This window comes from Bifidobacterium sp. JNUCC 75, assembly GCF_054819865.1.
In genome coordinates this window covers 195,243-212,313 of sequence record NZ_JBTHIF010000001.1, presented here as the reverse complement: position 1 = coordinate 212,313, position 17,071 = coordinate 195,243, and the positions used below count along the sequence as shown (strand labels likewise).

Below are 17,071 nucleotides of genomic sequence, written 5' to 3'. Positions count from 1 at the left end.
GCGTGATTTATGGAGTGCTCAATTTTCCGATTGTGCTGATTACCTGACACGGTCATTTTCCTGTTTGCCATCCATAGGAGGTGCTTATCATCAAGAACGCTCACGCCTGGAGTCTGGGTGGTCCTGTTGGTCCGATTGGGCATGCTCTGGTTCCTTATCCTGTTGCGATTGTTCCGAATAGTTGTCAAGCTGATCATCAAGATCTACTGGCAGGGGTTTGGCTGGGTGAAGAGCCGGTATATGTGGGTTTTTACGGGTGGGCTCGCCCATATGGTTCCTGTCTGAGTTGAGGCTCTTGTTTGGGGAATCGGCGGTGTCGGTGTTTGAGCGCAGACCGGTGCTGGAACTGTGACGCAGGACGGTCAGCAGTTGTCGCATGCGAGCCAGGGCCTGGCGTCCTTGAGAAGCAATGTCGCCGAAGGCTTGCGCTACCTGCTCTGGGGGAGGGTTCACCCCTTTGACCTGATAATGGTTCAACTCGGAGATGGCTTTGGTAGTGGATGCAATGACTGTATTCAGGGTTGCGGCCACTTCTACCTGCATGGTAGAGCCAATGAGTTCGCGCTCTTGATTGGCTGCCAGAGCCTGGCTTTCCTGCAGGGTCTGGTTTAGCGCGCGCTCGCGTTCCTGCTGGAGGAGCAGGACCGAACCACGAGTACGTCGGCGTGAGGCAATCAGAATGGTCAGCAGACAGATCAGGGCCGGTGCGGCCATCACTATGAAAAGTGTTACATGGGATTCAGAGAAAGATGATTCTGCCGGGCCTTCTATCATGTAGGCCAGAATGGTTGGACACCCTTGGTTATTGGCTACACATCTGACAGCCCATAAAACCGTATCCGCGATGACCGCCAACGGAACCCACCGCCGGGTGGTGTATTTACCGTAAACCATTGCTGAATAGACGGCGACTGGGGATAAGACTGCAGCTTCTGGCAGCCAGGGCGAGAAGAGCAGCAGCAGGGCGGCAACTGCAGATACTATGGCGGCGCAAATGCCGGGACGGACCCTGCGCACAATCAGAGGCAAAGCAATACCTAGCGTGGCGATGATTCTTACTGGTCGGCCCGGATCATATTGTCGCGTGACAGGTGCTATAGCAAGAGCTTGACCTGGATTCTCTATCAATACGAGTCCGATTACCAAACCCAGGTCGGTCGTCAATGGATGGCGTTGAAACCAGACGAAGAGTGTGGAGACAATCGCGCGCAGGGACCATTGAGCTTGTCGATTTGCACGTATCCCCGCTTCAGAGTCGGATTTTGGCGGAGCGGCAAAAGGAATCCACGCTTGGAGGTGGTAACCGCCTTCTGGTTCGGAACCTGTTTGAAGGTCGCCTCCAAGAGAAGTCAGTCGTTCGCGCATCCCTAAAAGACCGAAACCTGAATGCGCAGGTCGCTCCATCTGCGGCGGAGAATCTGAATTGGTAGAGGCATGGTCAAATGGGCGGTCGTCAATGGTTAGACACAAACCGTCCGTGAGCCACTGTTCTTCAACTAGCACAGCCGAAGCCGGAGCGGCATGCTTGCGAACATTGGTCAATGCTTCTTGCAGCACCCGGTAAGCAGTTATGGTGCGGCTGCGATCCAGCTTTTCTGGGCAGGGTCGGCCTTCAATGCGTCGGCTGAATTGGGATTCTGGCTGAGCAAGTCGGGCGGCATCTATCAGTTCTGACCATGATCCGTAGCTGGTCGGCGGATTGTTTGAAGAGGTGGCAACCGAAGGCCAGATACGCGCATTGTCGGGCGTATCAACGTTGGTCTTAGCAGTGTTGGCAGCTGGATTCTCTTTGATTGTGTGAAGATGGCCGCTGGCTTGGCTCGGCTGAGTGCAATCTGTTCCGGCTGGATTCAGATTATGAGCGTTCCCGGATTGACTAGCGGAATTCGTTTGGGCAGTTGCTTGAGATTGGTGAGGCGGCTGGATATGGGCTGGGTTCGTTGGTGGTTGGGAAGAAGAGGGTTGACCTGGAAGAGAATCCGCTGTTTTTTGGCTGGTTTCGGGTGCCGGGTTGGTTGGAGCCTTGAGTTTGCCGAAGAGCGAGCTCAGCTCACGTAGGGCGCGACGGCTCTCTTGATCAATGGTGCGCATAGTCTTGAGAGCAAGGTCCGCATCGGTAGAGGCTGCGTATCTGCCGGCATCTGCCTGCACGATGACGATAGACAGAGTGTGTGCGACGACATCGTGCATGTCACGCGCTATGCGGGCCCGCTCAGCGCTGGCAGACAGTGCCGCGCTTTGCTCTGTCTGCAGGGCCAAGGCGTGGTTGCGTCGCCGGGCCTCATCAATGGCATCCCGTCTGGTTCGCGTCCAGTAGGCTGCAACGATTGCAATGAGCAGCAGAAGCCCCTCGATCAGAAAATTCGATAGGAAGGTGATTGCCAGATCTTTGAATGAGGTCGGCAACATTGAGATGTGGTCCGGCCACGTCTTGCCCGGAGGCAGAAATCCCAAATCGACCAATGTGAAGATAAGGCAGGATAGGGGCGTCATGACCCAGGCCACGGTCAGATAGAGTCGACGCCAAGATGGACGTCCGTAGAGCAGACAGGAATAGACCATCACCAGGCAGACTGCATCGGAGAGCATGATGGCAGGCCCCAACAGGAGCTGAGCCAGAGCCACAGCGACGAAGAGCCCGGCTGCTACGTTCGGGAATCGGCGACGGATAACGACAGGGGCTATGAGCAGGACTGTCCACATCAGGATTAGATTTTCCTGCAAGGGGATCAGGGCCCCATCTCGTAGATTGGCGCTGGAGCCGCTCACCAGCAGAAACAAAAGGATGGCGAAGAGGGCGTCAGTCAGTAGCATTCGATTATTGGACCTGGTGATTGGTCGCTGCGCTGTTTGACTGACTGTGTTCATGGAATCAACAATATTCGGGGACAGCGGGAGGTGCCATCAGTCCGAGGGATGATGAGGTCAAACGCGGTCCCAGGCTGTCGCAAGGCGGATGAGCCGGAGTAGTTGTAATCGGGAACGGGCGCTTAGTGGTGAGTCAAAAGATGGCGGCCTTGCATATGACGATTGGTGATCAGCTGTCTGACACTTGGACAGACTTGTTGCCGCTCCTTGCCGTGGTGCTGCTCACGCATTCTCGCATCGAATGATTCTCTGCATAGCTTATACGGCCAAGACACACGCGTACTCTCCAATGCCCGTCCGATCCTTAGATGCATTTAACTGGCGCTAATAACAGATTCCGTGCTTGAATTCAGTTGGCAACAAAAGCGAATTTCGGACTTGCTCTCAGTTGGCAATGAGTCTAAATTCCACATTTGCACTTAACTGGCAACAAGTATGCATCCCATATTCATCCATCCAGCCTCTATTGCACAGATACCAGTCAGGCCGACGAACCGTCGTGCAATTCGCAACGGTTCATCGGCCTGACAACGCAGGGGAGGGAGTCAGCAGCGCTCTACCTGTCTAATCGTTGGACCCTGACCAGCGGACCCTGGTTACAAGACCCCGGTGGTCAGGATTCCGATGACTCGACCTTGATAGCTCCGGCCCCGAACGTTCAGACTCAGGAGAAACGCAGCCTAATCTGCTCGGCCGTGCCGTAGGAGGCCTGCGCCCCCTGCCCGGTGGCAGCGTAGGCGGAGACGTAGGAGGCCAGCTGGGCGGCCTGCACCAGGGTCATGTTGGAGGCAAGGCCAGCTAGCACGGTGCCCATGAAGGCGTCCCCGCAGCCAGTGGTGTCCACAGCGTCCACATGCACGGCGTGAATCCGGTAGGTCTGGCCATGGTCCAGCACCATGGATCCTTCGCCGCCCAGGGTGACAATCGCCCGGTGGAAGCCGAAGTCCTGCATGGTCTGGTTGATCCGGTCCCAGTCGGCCCCCAGCCAGTCGCCGTCCTCGGGTTCGTCAATGCCCAGAAGCTGGGCCATCTCATGCTCGTTGACCAGGATTAGGTCCGAGTTGGCGATCAGGTCGGCGGGCAGGTCGGCGCGGAATGGGGAGTCGTTGAGCAGCACGGTCATGCCGGCCTCGTGGCCCATCCGCGCGGCCTCGGTGACCGTCTCGATGGGGCTCTCCAGGCACAAGCCCAGCACCTTGGCCGAGGTAAGGGCCTGGCGGGAGCGGTGGGCGTAGTCCACATCCACCTTGCCGTTGGAGCCGGGGGAGTAGACGATGGTGTTCTCACCGCGCGCATCCACGGTGATGACTGTGGTTCCGCTGGCTCCTGGCACGGTCATCACATGGGAGACGTCCACCCCGGCGTTGCCCAGCTGCCCCAGCAGAAAGTCGGCGTTGGAGTCGGATCCTACGGCCCCGAAGAGCCTGACCTGGGCGCCGATGCGGGCAGCGGTCGCCGCCTGGTTGGCTGACTTGCCCCCGGGAAGCACCTGCAGGGGACCCCCGTTGATGGTCTCGCCGGGCTTGGGCAGCCTGTCGGTGTTGACGGTGTAGTCCGCATTCATGGACCCGACCACCGAGATGGATCCTGTGATGGTATCCAGTCCCTTGAGCACCTGGTCGGATGCCGCCGCCATATCTTGAATCATGTTTCTCCGTTCCTTGATGAGCTTGTCCGCTTTGATGATCACGCTGTGGAGGTTCAGGGATCCTGGCCGGTGTGCGCGGGCGGGCGCCCCACCGAGGCGCAGTGGCGGTAGCTGGTCTGCAGCCGGACCGACCGCACGGGCGAGCCGGCCATCAGCTGCAGGAGCATGTCCACGCAGCGGGTCCCCATGGTGTCGATTTGCTGGGAGATGGTCGACACTGCCGGGGTTAGGATGCGGAAGACGGGCAGGTCGTCGAAGGTGATCATGGACAGGTCCGAGCCGATGCTGATTCCTCGGGACTGGGCCGTTTTGATGGCGCGTATGGCATCCAGGGATGATCCGAAGAGCACGCCGGTGATTTCCTGCCGAGTCCAGAGGTCGATCATGTCGGGATCGAAGGTGCCGGGGTCAACCTGGTCGGCCAGGGGGTCGTCCATGTCTTTTATGCTTGCCAGCAGGTTCCGGTATACGTCCAGACGTTCCCGGAAGGTGGCCGATTCCTTGAGTGGCCCGGGCACCAGGGTGATGCGTCGGTGGCCCTGGGCATGCAGATCCTCAAGGGCTTGCTTCAGGCCGGATTCGGGGTCGGCATCGACGCAGGGGATGGTCCGCCCGTCGTGTCCGGCGGCGCCCTCGGCGGCACGGTCTACGCAGACCAGGGGCAGCCCGCGTCTGGTCAGCTCCTCCAGAGTGTGTGAGGAACGCGGCCCGGGCACGATGATGGCTCCGTCAATGTGCTGGCCCAGCAGGTTGCGCACCTGGGCCCGGTCCTCGCCTGGGTTGCCCTGGATTGAGGTGCAGATCAGGGTCTGGAAGCCATGGTCGAGCAGCTGGCCCTGGATCAGATAGGCCAGGTCTGCGAAGTAGGAGTTGCGAATGTCGGGGATGAGCAGGCCGATGGTGCGCGAGTGGGCGGAGTGCATGGATCGGGCCCGGGAGTCCGGCACATAGTGCAGGTCGTGGATGACCTGGTTGATACGCTGTCGTGTGGCGGGGGAGATGCGCCCGGAGTCGTTGAGGGCTCGGGAGACCGTCGATACGGAGACTCCGGCCCTTCGGGCCACATCCCTGATCGTCGCGTACGCCATCATGGCCTTTCGTCGAAGTGGTCGGCCGCCGGGCCGGTCTGCCGACCTCGGCGGTTGCCTGACCGACGCCATGGTCAGGCGAACGGTTCTGACAGCTCTCAGTTATATCAGTGCGGTAACGATACCGCAACTTTCACAGCATGGCCGTCGAGGCTCGGTTGCGAGTGAAGGCGAGCGAGGCTAAATGCTGGGTGAAGGGTTACTGCTTGCGCGATTATGCTGGTATTGGGAGGATGAACAGCGGCCGGGCTGGCTGGAGCATGTATGCCCTCGGCCGGCTTGGCCGCTGTTTTCCTCTCTCCCGGGCGGGGGCGGTAGGGCGTGCATGTCTGCTCGCGTGCTTTCGCCTGCGGGAGTGTGGTGGGGGCGCGGGAGGCGTGTCGGCTCTCTTGGGGTTGAGCCTTGGATGGCACTGGCCTCCCTGCTCCCCCTGTACGGGCCGGGGGCGGGGGGATGATATGCCGCCCGGCCGGTCTTACTCGTGCGAAGCGTGAAGTAATTGGCGTGCTTCCCTCCGGTGGCGGCGTGAGGCCATGACCCCGCCCATGCCGGTCATCCCCGTAGCGAGGGCGAGCAGGATGCCCTCCCCTCCGGCCCTCGGGAGCACGCCCAGCGGCAGGTACGTGTACTTGAGGGTAGTGTCCGGCTTTTGGGGTGCGCCGCCCAACGTGTAGTCGACGCTGACCGTGACCGTGCCCGGCGCGTGTGCAGGCGCTGCCACGCTGACGCTGCCGCCTTCGCCGTGCATCAGCCCTGATGCGGGGGTCTGGTCGAATCTGACGCCGGTGATCACCAGCTGCAGATTGAACGCCACCGGCACCGGAACAGTCGAGCGGCTGGTGCTGTTGTTGCCGAGCTGGCCAGTGCTGTTGTATCCCCAGGCGTAGGCGTTTCCGTCGCCGCCCACAGCCAGCGAATACCAGCCTCCGGCGCTGACCTGTGTGGCTTGCAGTTCTTTGCTCGCGTTAGCGGGGCTGGCGGGGTCGCGCACGCGCACAGGAACAGACGAGTCGCTACTGTTGTTGTTTCCGAGCTGGCCAGTGCTGTTGTATCCCCAGGCGTAGGCGTTTCCGTCGCCGCCCAGGGCCAGTGAATGCCCGTCTCCGGCGCTGACCTGTGTGGCTTGCAGTCCTTTGCTCGCGTCAGCGGGGCTGGCGGGGTCTCGCACGCGCACAGGAACAGACGAATACGTATCTTCGCCACTGTTGTTGTTGCCGAGCTGGCCATAGTGGTTCCATCCCCAGGCGTAGGCGTTTCCGTCGCCGCCCAGGGCCAGTGAATGCTCGTAACCGGCGCTGACCTGTGTGGCTTGCAGTCTTTTGCTCGCGTCAGCGGGGCTGGCGGGGTCTCGCACGCGCACAGGAACAGACGAATACGTATCTTTGCCACTGTTGTTGTTGCCGAGCTGGCCATAGTGGTTCCATCCCCAGGCGTAGGCGTTTCCGTCGCCGCCCAGGGCCAGCGAATGCCAGCCTCCGGCACTGACCTGCACGTAGGTGAAATCCGCTGGCAGGTCCGGATACGTCTTGGGATCAGGCTTCCTGACCATGACCGGCATGGTCCTATTGGTGGTCGTCCCGTCGCCGAGCTGGCCATACCTGTTGTTTCCCCAGGCGTAGGCGTTTCCGTCGCCGCCCAGGGCCAGCGAATGCCAGCCTCCGGCACTGACCTGTGTGGCTTGCAGTCCTTTGCTCGCGTCAGCCGGGCTGGCGGGGTCTCGCACGCGCACAGGAACAGACGAATACGTATCTTCGCCACTGTTGTTGTTGCCGAGCTGGCCACTGCTGTTCCATCCCCAGGCGTAGGCGTACCCGTCGCTGCCCAGGGCCAGTGAATGAGCGCCTCCGGCACTGACCTGCACGTAGGTGAAATCTGCTGGCAGGTCCGGATACGTCTTGGGATCAGGCTTCCTGACCATGACCGGCGTGGTCCTATTGGTTCTCGTCCCGTCGCCGAGCTGGCCATACCTGTTGTTTCCCCATGCGTAGGCGTTTCCGTCGCTGCCCACCGCCAAGGAGAAACCATAGTTGCTGTTTCTTCCTCCGCTGACCTGGCTGAATCTGATGCCTTGGCTGGCCTTGTCTGGAGGAATGATGGTGGTGGATTCCCTGCCCAGCTGGCTGCCCTTGTCGGGGCTGATGCTCCACTTGTTGTTCTGGCTTTCGGTCCACTTGGCGGTGAGTGTGAGGTCCTTGTCGACGGGCTTGCTGAAGTCGTAGGCGATGCTGCCGGTGAACCATCCGTCGAACAGGAAGCCTTCGCGCGCCGGGTCGGGTGTGGGCCGCTTCACCCTGCCCAACGGGTGGGTCACTTGCTGCGGGTCCGGTTCCGGGCTTCCTCCGTCCGTGTCGAAGCGGACCGTGTATGCGGGTCCTTGTTGGTCGTCTCTGGTCATGGTCTGGTCGACCGTGTAGTTGAGGCTTCTGGTGAAGGGCTGGCCGTCCTGCCTGCCGGTGATGAGGATGGCGGCTTGTCCGGGCTTGCGGGCGGGGATGTCCGTCTGCCAGGCGTCGTTGTTCTTGCTGAGTTTGAGCGGCTGCCCGTCCATGCTGGCTGATTCCAGGCTGGGTGCTTGAGTGGTGGTGATCCCTGCCGGCTTGCCGGGCCGGCCTTGCTTGTCCAGGCTCCACCCGTAGAGGTCGCCCTGCCTGCTGATGGCGGTGATCCTGCCGTTGATGCTTGCCGCCTGCACGTAGGCCCGGCTCCCGTCGTCCGCGCGCATGGGCGCCTGGCCGGGCTTCCAGGCCCAGACATGGCCGTCCTTGCTGGTGATGATGGCCTGGTCCTGGTTGGTGTTGATCTGGCTGGCCTGCGCTCCTTCCGGCAGGCTGACGGCTGCGGGGCTGGTTGTGCCGTCGGCCAGGTACCGGGCTTGTCCGTCTGCGTCCAGGAGGAGGAATCCTGTGCTGAGGGCTTGGGCTTGGATGAGGCGTGTGCCCGGGTCCTGTTTGATGCGTTCGGGTTTGATGCTGCCGGTGTCGGCCTTGTTCCAGGTCCAGGCTTGCCCGTCCGCGTCCAGGGCGAGGATCCGGCCGCCCGAGGCGGCGGCGGTGACGGCCTGCGCCTGTCCGGGCAGGCTGGCCGTGGCCTGTTCCGGGGGCTTACGGCTGCCGGCCCGGCTGTCTTGGAAGGCGTGGACCCGGCCTTGCCGGTCCACGGCCAGCAGGAGGTCATCGTCCATGCTGATGCTGGTGAACCCGGTGTCCTGGCCGGTGTCGAGGACGGCGGGCGTTGATTGTTGGCTGTCCCGGGTGTAGATCCGCTGGTCGGATCCCAGGGCGGCCTGCCGTCGGCTGCCTGCTGCGGCCTGCAGGTAGCGGAGCCCTTGTGGGGCCTGGGCGGGGAGGGGGGGCTGTTCGGGTGTGCCGTCCTGCGTCCATGTGCGGATGCGGCCGTCGCCGGTCAGGCCGGTGGCCTGCTCTCCGGCGGCCTGGATGCTGGTGTAGCAGGGCTCCTGCCTGCCGGGCGGGCTGATGGCCAGGCGCGTCCCGGCGGCGGGCCCGTGGCCCGGGCTCAGCGTCCAGTCCGTTGTCGTGGTCCATTTGGCTTTCAGGGTGGTGTCCTGGAGGATGGGGGTCCGGAAGTCGAAGGGCTGCCCGTCGAGCGTCCACCCGTCGAACCGGAAGCCCCCGCGTCCAGGGTTCTGCTGCGGGGGGGCGGCGAGGGTGCCGGTTTTCACGGTCGTTTGTATGGGCTTGCTTCCGTCGCCCGGGTCGAAGCGCACCATGCGCGAAGCCTGATCATCCGTCTTTCCGGCTGATCCGGCCGGAGCGGGGTCTGCGCTGTCGGGCGTCCCCGTCGGCGATGACGGGGCGTTCGGGTTCGCTATCGGGCTTGACGGCGGGGAAGGCGTCAGCGGTGATGGCGCGGGAAGCGGGGTGCTGCTTGCGCTGCCGGGGAGAATGCCAGGGGCTGCTTCAGCTGCGCGAGGGGTCCGACGACCCCCACCCCCGGTGAGGATAGGAGCGTCCGCCCGGGCGGACGCGGCGCCCAGGCCCGCCAGCAGGCCCAGCAGGACGATCACCACCGCCGACACGCGACGCAGACGGGAAACCAGATGCATGAAACCAAAACCCCTTCACCAAACACCAAGCGGAGCAAGCACCGCCTGCCAATCGAAGCCCTGCCAGCTAGCGCCAGCCCCGCACCACGCGGCAAGAGCCAAAACGGAAGCCAGCCACCTCCCCGACATCCCCGCCTTTCACCCTACCACCCAGTCCACAGACGACACGTAAGCCCGGTCCAACCGCCCGGCGACAATGAACCCGACTGAACTAAAGGAAAGGAGCCAGCATATGACCAACCAGGGATACTATCTGCCTGGACTCTACGTTCGAGAGGGGTCCATCCCCGTTCCCCTGGACTGGGCGGGCAGTGAACCTGGCATTTGGCGAGCCGAAGACAATTCGGACCAGACGGTCATCCGCTGCTTCTACCGCGTGGTCTGCGCCCCCGAGCATATCCACGACGATCTCCCGCTGCTGGTCTACCTGCAGGGGGGACCTGGCTATGGGGCTCCACGGCCGCTGAGCGCCACTGCCGACGGGTGGATGGCCGAGGCCTTGCACCACTTCCGTATTGTCCTGCCCGACCAGCGGGGTACAGGTCGGTCCAGCGCCATCGACGGAACCACTATGGCATCCATAGGAGAGCCCCGTGCCCAGGCCGATTATCTGAAACATTTTCTGGCGGACTCCATCATTCGGGACTTCGAGCACTTGCGTCGCACGGTCTTCGCCGGCCGCCCCTGGGTGGCCTTGGGTCAGAGTTTCGGCGGCTATCTGACCCTGGCCTACCTGTCGAACTTCCCCCAGGGGCTGGCTGCGGCCTTCACCGCCGGGGGCGTGCCTCATATCCCCACTGATGCCTACGAGCTATTCTCTCATACCTTCACCAAAATGGCTCAGCGGTCCCAGGCCTTCTACCAGCGCTATCCGAGGGATCAAGACCGTGTGGCGGCCATTGCCGACCGGCTGGCCCAGGGTGATGTGGTCCTGCCCGGCGGCGATACCCTGAGCGTGGAGCGGCTGCAGACCCTGGGCGCCGACCTGGGCAAGAAAGGCGGGTTCGAGCGTCTCCACTGGTTGCTGGACACGGCCTTCCTGGATGGCGATGGCAGCCTGCCAGCTTCCGGTACTGACGGCTCCCGGGCCACCCTGTCGCAGACCTTCCTGGAGGGGGTGCGGGCGGCCACATCGGTCAGCCCGCTCTACTGGCCCTTGCAGGAGTTCATCTACGCCGACGGGGACTGCGGCCCCCTGCGCTGGGCAGGGCAGCGGGTGCGCGATGCCCGACCCGAATTTGATACTGCTGCCCGCCCGCTCATGTTCACCGGGGAGGCGATCTTCCCCTGGATGTTCGAGCAGGAGTCCGCCCTGCGCCCCTTCGGCCCGGCGGTTAGCCTGCTCATGGAGGAGGGCTTCTGGGGCCACCTGTACGACCCCGACCGCCTGGTCGACAATCAGGTTCCTCTACAGGCCGCGGTCTATGCCGACGACCTCTACGTGCCCTCCGAGCTCCAGCTGGACACCATCTCGCGCGTGGGCCATTCCCATGCCTGGGTGACCAACGAGTTCGAGCACGACGGCCTGCACGGGGACAGGGTCTTCGCCCATCTCTACCGGCTGGCCCTGGAGCGCGGCGATCTGGAGGGGCTATTCCCGGCGCGCGGCTAGACTTGAGGGCATGAACACGGACTCATTGACTCTCGGATTCATCGGATACGGCAACATGGCCCAGGCCATGGCTCAGGGCCTGGTCGATGCGGGCGTGTTGCCAGGCGGCCGGATTGTGGCCTGCGCAGCGCACTACGACCGGCTGGTGGAGCGGACGGCTCGGCTGGGGGTGCGGCCCATGCACTCCGGCACTGAGGTGGCTGCGGCCGCCGATCTGGTGATTCTGGCCGTCAAGCCGGGGCAGGTGACCCATGTCTGCGAACCCATCCGTCATGAGCTGGCTGATCCGGACCGCATGGTCCTGTCCGTTGTGGGCGGCATGACCATTGAGGACTATGCCGACATCCTGGAGGAGGGCACCCACCTGATTTGCGCTATCCCCAACACCCCCATTTCAGTGGGGCAGGGGATTCTGGTCACCCAGGAGGACGATACCCTGACCGACCAGCAACGGGAGCTCTTCACTCAGGTCTTTGACCCGGTGGCCATGATCGAGCGTTTGCCCCGGGAGCTGGTCTCGGTGGGGACGACCATCGCCGGATGTGCGCCCGCCTACACGGCCATGTATATGGAGGCTCTGGCTGACGCTGGGGTGGAGCATGGGCTGCCCAGGCAGGCGGCTTACCGGCTGGCGGCGCGAATGGTGGAGGGGACTGGAGCCCTCTACCTGGCCACCGGCACCAACCCCGGGGCCATGAAGGACGCGGTCTGCTCACCGGGCGGAACCACAATCAAGGGTGTTGCATCCTTGGAGAAGCACGGCTTCCGTGGAGCGGTTATTGAGGCCATTGATGCGGTGGAGCGCGGCGACTGAGCCTGCCGCTCTATGGGAAGCCACGCCGGGGCAGTCCGGGCAATAGACTGGTGGATATGTCGTTAACCATAGGAATCGTCGGGCTGCCCAACGTTGGCAAGTCCACACTCTTCAACGCCCTCACCCGCAACAATGTTCTGGCGGAGAACTACCCCTTCGCCACCATAGAGCCCAACACTGGCATCGTGCCCCTGCCCGACGACCGGCTGCCTGTTCTGGCCAAGCTGGTCCACACGGACAGGATCGTACCCGCCACGGTCACCTTCGTGGACATCGCTGGTATCGTCAAGGGGGCCTCGGAGGGGGAGGGGCTGGGCAACCAGTTCTTGGCCAACATCCGCGAGGCCGACGCCATCTGCGAGGTGGTCCGCGCCTTCAATGACGACGACATCGTCCACGTCAACGGCAAGGTGGATCCGGCCGACGACATCGACACCATCAACACCGAGCTGATTCTGGCCGACATGCAGACCATCGACAAGGCCCTGCCCAAGCTGGAGAAGGACCAGCGCGGGGGCAAGATCAAACCCGCCTACCTGGACAATGTCCGCAAGGCCAAGGAGATTCTGGGCCAGGGGCGGACCATCGACCAGGCGGCCCAGGCCGGGGACATCGACAAGGACGAGCTCTACGACCTGCATCTGATGACGGCCAAGCCCTTCATCTACGTCTTCAACGTGGACGACGACGAGCTGCAGAACGAGGACATGAAGAAGCAGCTGGCCGACTCCGTGGCTCCCGCGCCCGCCATCTTCCTCAACGCCCAGTTCGAGTCCGAGCTGACCGAGCTGGACGAGGCCGACGCCCGAGAGATGCTGACCGATGCCGGGCTCAAGGAGTCCGGCCTGGACCAGCTGGCCCGGGTGGGCTTCGACATCCTTGGTCTGCAGACCTTCCTGACCGCCGGGGTCAAGGAGGTGCGCGCCTGGCAGATCCACAAGGGCTGGACCGCCCCCCAGGCCGCCGGGGTCATCCACACCGATTTCGAGAAGGGCTTCATCAAGGCCGAGGTGGTCTCCTACGACGACTTTGTGGCCGCCGACGGGTCCTACGCCAAGGTGCGCGAGGAAGGCAAGATGCGCCTTGAGGGCAAGGACTATGTCATGCAGGACGGCGACATCGTGGAGTTCAAGACCGGCATCCCCTCCGGTGCCAAGAAGTGAGTACCAGGCCCGGGTTCGCCATTCGCCGGGGTCATGGGCTGCCGCTGATTTTTGTACACGGGTCGGGTGTGGATCACCACATTTTTGATGACTTGGACCCCGTTTTCGAACGGGTGGGCGGCTTTGAGCGGATCTACCTGGACCAGCCCGGCTTTGGCCGCACGCTACCCGACCCGTCCATCCTCGACCTGGACGGTTTGGCTCGGTGGCTGGATGACCAGGTGGACATTTTCAGCGAAGGCGGCCCCTTCGCTCTAGTGGGCAACTCCCTGGGTGGGCTACTCAGCCGCCATGCCGCCGCCGGGCGGTTGGACCGCTGCCGGGGGATGGCCCTGCTCTCCTCGGTGGTCGACCCGGTGACCGCCCACAGGCGCCTGCCCTCACGTCAGGTGCTGGTCCATGACGACCAGGGCCTGGCCGACGCGGACGAGTTCACCAGGCATGCTTACCGGCAGATGGCAGTGGTGGAGTCCCGGGGGCACTTGGAAGCCTACCAACGCACCATCATGCCCGGTATTCGTTCGGCCGATGCCGATACGGTGGCTCGAATGGAGGGGCACTACCAGCTGGATCTGGACTTCGACCAGGTTTGGTCTGGGTTTATAGCCCCGGTGCTCTTCGTGTGCGGCCGCCAGGACGACCGTGTGGGATACCTGGACCAGTTTGACCTGGCCTGCCGTTTCCCCCGGGCCTCCTACTCGGTGCTGGACCGGTCCGGCCACAATGTGCAGATTGAGCAGACCACCTTGGTTTGCGGCCTGCTGGAGGATTGGGCCAGGCAGGTGCAGAAAGGCTGAGGCCGTCCTGGTTTCTTCTGTCGCTAAAATGAACTGTGCATACAGGTTCGTTCAATGGCGACGAAGGGAAGGACATGGCTGACTGGGGATTGGATTGCAAACGCCTTAAGCGGCGTGTGCTTGCCATGCTCCGTTGGCTGCTGGACCCTGTACGCCGCACGCCTGTGGTAGTGACGACCGCCCTGTTGACGTTGCTGCTGACAGTTTTGGTCGACAATCTGTTCCAGCCGGTGGATGCGGCTCATGCAGAACGATCGGCAGATGCGAGCACTTCTAGCGCATCAACCGTTTCGGTGAGACAATTTCCCAAGGCGCATCATCCCAGCAAATCCAAGTCCTCCTCTTCATCAGCGGCAAAGAAGCAAACAAAGGTTCAGAAGACAGACCCTGATGGTTCCTCCACTCAGCCTGTCGATTGGCTCAAGCCTTCGCAGCAGGTCGATTACCCGGATCCTGCGGCCCACCCTGGCATCTCCTTGGAGGTCAGCCTTCAGGATCAGCGGGTCTACGTGCGTGATGGGTCTCAACTGCTCTACACCATGTATGCCTCGACAGGTATGGATGACTCCACGCCCAGGGGCAGCTTCCGCATCCAGGCCGAGCGCGGCGACCACTTCTACAACCCCAACGAGGGGATAGGCGCCCGCTACTACACCAGCTTTCTGAACCACGGGGTCTTCCTCTTCCACTCGGTTCCCACTGATCCCAGTGGCAGCTACATAAAGGAGGAGGCTGACTTGTTGGGCATTCGACCCAGCTCCCATGGCTGCATCAGGCTGACGGTGCCCGATGCCCTGTGGATCATGAAGTCCGTGCCCACCGGCACGCCCGTCCTGGTCAACTGAATTCCAGTCGGTACCGGAACATCCTCGTCCAAAATGTGGCCATTCTCGGTCGTGCCTGCCCTCGGTTTTCTAATTTTGCTCTACCACAAAGAGAACTATCGAGAGGAAGTGGTCAGGAATCATGCAAAAGGTGCAGCGGTTCAGTGACTGGTTGACTAAGTGGTTCATTCTGGTGGTCCTGGTTTGGGCCGCCATCAACTTCTTTGTCCCGCAGATTAGCATTTGGGCCCGCAGCTACACCAACTACTTCCTGAGCATTATTCTCTTCGGCATGGGGCTGACCCTGAGCCTGGACGATTTCAAGCGAATTATCAAGATGCCGCTCATGGTCATCGTGGGCACCATAGCCCATTACCTGATCATGCCCCTGCTGGCCGTGCTGCTCTGCCGCATCTTCCGGCTGGACGGCATGATCGCTGTGGGCGTCATCCTGGTGGGCTGCTGCCCCTCGGGGACCTCCTCCAACGTCATGTCCTACCTGTCGCGCGGCGACGTTGCCCTGGATGTGTCCATTGGTCTGCTTTCCACCCTGTGTGCGCCCTTCATGATCCCCATGCTGATGAACCTGCTGGCCAGCCAGTATGTGGCCATCCCCACCAAGCAGCTCTTCCTGACCGCCCTTGAGGTGGTGCTGATCCCCATCGCCCTGGGCCTGGCCGTCCACGCCTTCTTCAAGGAGAAGGTGCAGAAGGTGACCGTGGCCCTGCCGGCGGTCTCGCAGATCGCCATCCTGATCATCATCGGCGTGGTGGTCTCCGTCAACCATGCCAAGCTCTTCACAGCCGCCACCGCCCTGGTCCTGCCGGTTGTCATGCTCCACAACCTGTGCGGGTACGGGCTGGGCTTCCTCTTCAGCCGGCTCATGTACCGCATCTACCCCAAGGGGTTCCGCTACGCCCAGCAGAAGGCCATCACCTTCGAGGTGGGCATGCAGGATTCCGGACTGGGCGCGACCCTGGCCCTGCAGGCCTTTGCCGCCGACCCGATTGTGGCCATACCCTCCACCTTCTTCAGCGTCTGGCACAACATCTCCGGCTCGGTGTTGTCCGCCTGGTGGCGTCGGCATGACGACCGTCTGGGGATTGCTGCCGACTCCGCCCAGGGTCGTCCGGAACCGGCTCGCGCCTAGGTTCCGCAGCTCCTTGATTGCTGGCTGGATCTGCTACATGCCCGGTCCGGCCAGCAGGAAACCCAGGGCTGTCAGCAGGGGCGGCAGGAGCATTGAGGCTGCCAGATAGCCAAGAGCCGCCAGATGCCGTCTCTGCCGGGTCAGGGCCAACACTTCGTTGACCGCTGTCGAGAAGGTGGAGAAGCCGCCCAGCAGTCCTGTGGCCAGCAGCAGCCGTCCCCAGGCGGGCAGTCCGTGGAAGGCGGCCAGGGCGGCCACCAGTCCTGCAGCCAATCCGGCCAGCAGGTTGATGATCATGGTCGACAGGGGCAGGTCCACCTGCCAGCGGGCCTTGACCAGGGTATCCAACAGGTAGCGAAGTCCGGCACCCAGGCCGCCGCACAGGCAGATCAGCACGGTAAATGCAATGGTCATCGCACACCCGCCTGGATGTGTGCGGCCAGACGTGCTCCCAATGCTGCCATGGCCCAGGAGACCAAGAGGCCTCCGGCAAAGGAGACCAGCAGGTAGGCAAGGGTTGCCTGGATTTGACCGCCCGATAGGCCTTGGACCAATTCCAGCGAGAGGGTGGACATGGTCGACAGCCCTCCGCACAGGCCCATGCCCAGGCCCCTGTTGGTCAGTTGCCTTTGGCGCGCGTGTGCGCTTTTGGGCAGCCCGCCCAGGAAGGCGGTCAGCAGGGCGTAGCCTGCGCAGGCGATCAGGTTGGCCAGGAGGGTTCCCGAATGCAGCGGGCCGCTCTGGCCCGGCAGCAGGCTCAGGGCGTACCGGCAGCCGGTGCCCAGGGTTCCGCCCAGCATCACCACCAGGGTTGTGGCCATGTCAGGTCCGGTAGGGGGTTTGGTCATTGGAGGCCTCGGTTCCCGACGGATCAGCGTCCGCAGGGTCGGGCTGAATGGCATGCGCCTGCACCCGGCCCGCAGACGGGGTCGTCGAATCATGGTGCAGGAACTATCAGCAGTTTGCGGTTCGGAGCTCAAGCCCCGGGCGGGTTCCATCGCCCGGAGCACATTCTAGGAGTGGAAGGGGACCGTAGCTGCCGCG

The 17,071-nt window shown here is 62.7% G+C and carries 12 protein-coding genes and 1 riboswitch; of the genes, 6 read left to right on the top strand and 6 right to left on the bottom strand.

The window, feature by feature from the left end; genetic code table 11:
- Nucleotides 1-90: 90 nt before the first annotated feature.
- The 4 genes from ACVWNW_RS00915 to ACVWNW_RS00900 all read right to left on the bottom strand — a co-directional run bounded on the left by ACVWNW_RS00915 (nucleotide 91) and on the right by ACVWNW_RS00900 (nucleotide 9,667).
- A complete protein-coding gene (locus tag ACVWNW_RS00915; protein WP_454482499.1) occupies nucleotides 91-2,814 on the bottom strand; it encodes a sensor histidine kinase in 2,724 nt (907 codons plus the stop codon).
- Between the two features lie 718 nt (nucleotides 2,815-3,532).
- Nucleotides 3,533-4,516, bottom strand: coding sequence for a ribokinase (locus tag ACVWNW_RS00910; protein WP_198208439.1), 984 nt, complete (start codon nucleotides 4,514-4,516; stop codon nucleotides 3,533-3,535).
- 53 nt (nucleotides 4,517-4,569) lie between these two features.
- Complete coding sequence (locus ACVWNW_RS00905) at nucleotides 4,570-5,604, bottom strand: LacI family DNA-binding transcriptional regulator (RefSeq protein ID WP_461196296.1); 1,035 nt, start codon at nucleotides 5,602-5,604, stop codon at nucleotides 4,570-4,572.
- Nucleotides 5,605-6,079: 475 nt separating this feature from the next.
- Nucleotides 6,080-9,667, bottom strand: coding sequence for an RCC1 domain-containing protein (locus ACVWNW_RS00900; RefSeq protein WP_454482495.1), 3,588 nt, complete (start codon nucleotides 9,665-9,667; stop codon nucleotides 6,080-6,082).
- 232 nt (nucleotides 9,668-9,899) lie between these two features.
- On the opposite strand from ACVWNW_RS00900, the gene ACVWNW_RS00895 reads away from it, so the two are divergent.
- From ACVWNW_RS00895 to ACVWNW_RS00870, 6 genes are all read left to right on the top strand, one after another.
- Nucleotides 9,900-11,279 (top strand): alpha/beta fold hydrolase, encoded by a 1,380-nt coding sequence (locus ACVWNW_RS00895; RefSeq protein ID WP_454482493.1) that lies wholly within the window; start codon nucleotides 9,900-9,902, stop codon nucleotides 11,277-11,279.
- A gap of 10 nt (nucleotides 11,280-11,289) precedes the next feature.
- Nucleotides 11,290-12,093, top strand: a complete 804-nt coding sequence (gene proC / locus ACVWNW_RS00890) for a pyrroline-5-carboxylate reductase (RefSeq protein ID WP_454482491.1) — start codon at nucleotides 11,290-11,292, stop codon at nucleotides 12,091-12,093.
- A 56-nt stretch (nucleotides 12,094-12,149) separates the two neighbouring features.
- On the top strand, nucleotides 12,150-13,256 hold the full coding sequence (ychF, locus tag ACVWNW_RS00885) for a redox-regulated ATPase YchF (RefSeq protein WP_454482489.1): 1,107 nt from the start codon (nucleotides 12,150-12,152) through the stop codon (nucleotides 13,254-13,256).
- Nucleotides 13,253-14,053, top strand: coding sequence for an alpha/beta fold hydrolase (locus tag ACVWNW_RS00880; RefSeq protein ID WP_454482487.1), 801 nt, complete (start codon nucleotides 13,253-13,255; stop codon nucleotides 14,051-14,053). The genes ychF and ACVWNW_RS00880 overlap by 4 nt, the downstream gene beginning before the upstream one ends.
- A gap of 74 nt (nucleotides 14,054-14,127) precedes the next feature.
- Entirely contained in the window at nucleotides 14,128-14,898 is a 771-nt protein-coding gene (locus ACVWNW_RS00875; protein ID WP_461196295.1) for a L,D-transpeptidase, read from the top strand.
- A gap of 121 nt (nucleotides 14,899-15,019) precedes the next feature.
- On the top strand, nucleotides 15,020-16,027 hold the full coding sequence (locus ACVWNW_RS00870) for a bile acid:sodium symporter family protein (RefSeq protein ID WP_046323037.1): 1,008 nt from the start codon (nucleotides 15,020-15,022) through the stop codon (nucleotides 16,025-16,027).
- A gap of 33 nt (nucleotides 16,028-16,060) precedes the next feature.
- On the opposite strand, the gene ACVWNW_RS00865 is transcribed toward ACVWNW_RS00870, so the two are convergent.
- A complete protein-coding gene (locus ACVWNW_RS00865; RefSeq protein ID WP_454482483.1) occupies nucleotides 16,061-16,441 on the bottom strand; it encodes a fluoride efflux transporter FluC in 381 nt (126 codons plus the stop codon).
- Nucleotides 16,438-16,875, bottom strand: coding sequence for a FluC/FEX family fluoride channel (locus tag ACVWNW_RS00860; protein ID WP_454482481.1), 438 nt, complete (start codon nucleotides 16,873-16,875; stop codon nucleotides 16,438-16,440). Before ACVWNW_RS00860 ends, ACVWNW_RS00865 begins: the two co-directional genes overlap by 4 nt.
- A gap of 90 nt (nucleotides 16,876-16,965) precedes the next feature.
- A riboswitch (Fluoride riboswitch) is annotated at nucleotides 16,966-17,038 on the bottom strand.
- Nucleotides 17,039-17,071 lie beyond the last annotated feature (33 nt).

Bases quoted from the DNA above. Each gene is read 5' to 3' on its own strand.
- ACVWNW_RS00915 (WP_454482499.1), bottom strand. From the start codon at position 2,814: ATGCTACTGACTGACGCCCTCTTCGCCATCCTTTTGTTTCTGCTGGTG.
- ACVWNW_RS00910 (WP_198208439.1), bottom strand. From the start codon at position 4,516: ATGATTCAAGATATGGCGGCGGCATCCGACCAGGTGCTCAAGGGACTG.
- ACVWNW_RS00905 (WP_461196296.1), bottom strand. From the start codon at position 5,604: ATGGCGTACGCGACGATCAGGGATGTGGCCCGAAGGGCCGGAGTCTCC.
- ACVWNW_RS00900 (WP_454482495.1), bottom strand. From the start codon at position 9,667: ATGCATCTGGTTTCCCGTCTGCGTCGCGTGTCGGCGGTGGTGATCGTC.
- ACVWNW_RS00895 (WP_454482493.1), top strand. From the start codon at position 9,900: ATGACCAACCAGGGATACTATCTGCCTGGACTCTACGTTCGAGAGGGG.
- proC (WP_454482491.1), top strand. From the start codon at position 11,290: ATGAACACGGACTCATTGACTCTCGGATTCATCGGATACGGCAACATG.
- ychF (WP_454482489.1), top strand. From the start codon at position 12,150: ATGTCGTTAACCATAGGAATCGTCGGGCTGCCCAACGTTGGCAAGTCC.
- ACVWNW_RS00875 (WP_461196295.1), top strand. From the start codon at position 14,128: ATGGCTGACTGGGGATTGGATTGCAAACGCCTTAAGCGGCGTGTGCTT.
- ACVWNW_RS00870 (WP_046323037.1), top strand. From the start codon at position 15,020: ATGCAAAAGGTGCAGCGGTTCAGTGACTGGTTGACTAAGTGGTTCATT.
- ACVWNW_RS00865 (WP_454482483.1), bottom strand. From the start codon at position 16,441: ATGACCATTGCATTTACCGTGCTGATCTGCCTGTGCGGCGGCCTGGGT.
- ACVWNW_RS00860 (WP_454482481.1), bottom strand. From the start codon at position 16,875: ATGACCAAACCCCCTACCGGACCTGACATGGCCACAACCCTGGTGGTG.